The 1,658-nt window shown below is 69.5% G+C and carries 1 protein-coding gene; it reads left to right on the plus strand.

The features are described 5' to 3' along the window. Window positions 1–810: 810 nt before the first annotated feature. On the plus strand, window positions 811–1,658 hold an 848-nt coding region (locus PUR56_RS01005; protein WP_443034414.1), incomplete at its 3' end, for a phage integrase central domain-containing protein.

Consider the following 1,658-nt stretch of genomic DNA (forward strand, 5'->3'; position numbering starts at 1 on the left):
CTTGACCGACGCGAGTCGGAATGCGTCGTCGAGTACGGGCAGGGCTGGATTCTTGCTGCGCTTTGAACTCATACGCTGACTTACCTCCGGTGGGGGGCGTCACATCCGTTATGGCACCCCGTAGAGGAACACGGTATCCGAGGCGGGAGCCAGGCCGGCTACGCCCTTTCAAGAGCACCTCTTCCTCCGACCCTCACCGCGACGGTCTCCAGCCAACGCAGCAGGAAGCGGTTTGGAGTTTCCCTCCGCGGGGGCGACTCCGAGGGGCCAAAACCCTCATCACTGTGCAACATCATCCAGTCGCTACCGGCCTACACCGGCAGACCCTTTCCGTTCAGCCGGGCTGACCACCCCGCCGCGGCTGCTGCCGGTGATCGAGATCTGTCGGACCTTCAGCAAATACCGCCGTGCGATCCCGACAGCCGTTGCGTCGACGGCGCTAGCCGGCTCCCCGGTCCGGCTCCAGCGAGCAGATCATGGTCCCCTACCCGCCGACTACGGATCGTGATCTTCCGAGCGGTGTGTCGTCTTGAGCGTGTCTTCGCCGTCTGGTTCTGAGTGCTTCGCGCATCGCCCCGCACGCCCTGCCGCCACACCCGACACGGCAGCGACGCTTGCCCCAGAGGCACCATCCAGTGGTGCGGTTGTACGGGCGGGCACGGGAAGCAGTTGGGTCCGTGGTGTGTGCGGTTGTTGGAGGAGGCTGGTCACGGGTCGTGGACGTACTGCGTCGACCTGGCCCCGGATGAGGGCAAGCGTCGTACGCATCGGCGTGGCGGCTTCGCCAGCCGGGCCGAGGCAGCCCGGCAGATGAGGGCGGTGCTCGACGGTGAGCTGCCCGGGGTCTACGAGAACCGCCGCACCACCATCGCGAGCCACCTACGCGAATGGCTCGCCACGAGAAAGCCGCACCTCGCGCCGAACACGTTCGCCGGCTACGCAGCGTGCGTCGAGCGCGACCTCGTCCCCGCCTTCGGCCACCTCCGGCTCCTCGACCTGCGCCCGGAACACATCGACGCCTGGGTCGCAGCCCAGCTGGAGGCCCAGCGCGGGCGCGTCACCGTCCACCGGGCCGTGTCCACCCTGCGCAACGCGCTGAACGCCGCAGTTCACTCCAGGCGCCTGCGCTACAACCCGGCCAAGCACTCCGTGCCGCCCAAGCCCCGCGCAGCCGAGCGCACCTGCTGGACCCCGGAGCAGGCCGCGACCTTCCTGCAGCACGGGGCCGAGCAGTACGCGGACCAGCTGACCGACAAGCGCGGGACGCAGCAGCCGACGACCAGCCAGGCCTCCGCGCCGGCGGCTCAGCCCCGTCCCAGGAAGCGGAAGGTGGACCCCGTCGTCGAACACGCCCGGCTCCTGGCCGCCGGCGAGAAGCACCTCCAACGTGAGGAGGCCGCCCGCGCCAAGGAAGCCGCCCGCGTGGAGGCCGAGTTGGCCAAGCGCCAGGCGGCCCGCCGCCGGGCGGAGGAAGCAAGGAAGCGCGAGGACGCCCAAGCCGAGAAGGAGGCCCAGCGGCAAGCCCGGCAAGCGGAGACGGCCCGGCTCAAAGCCATGGCCGAGACGGGCACCGCCGAGTGCAACCTGCGCCGCGAGGAACTGGAGACGGTCCTGCTCCTACGACCCGAGGGCCTTGAACTGTGGCATCCCCACGTCGA

The sequence above is a fragment of the Streptomyces sp. BE303 genome, assembly GCF_036290945.1.
Lineage (GTDB): Bacteria > Actinomycetota > Actinomycetes > Streptomycetales > Streptomycetaceae > Kitasatospora.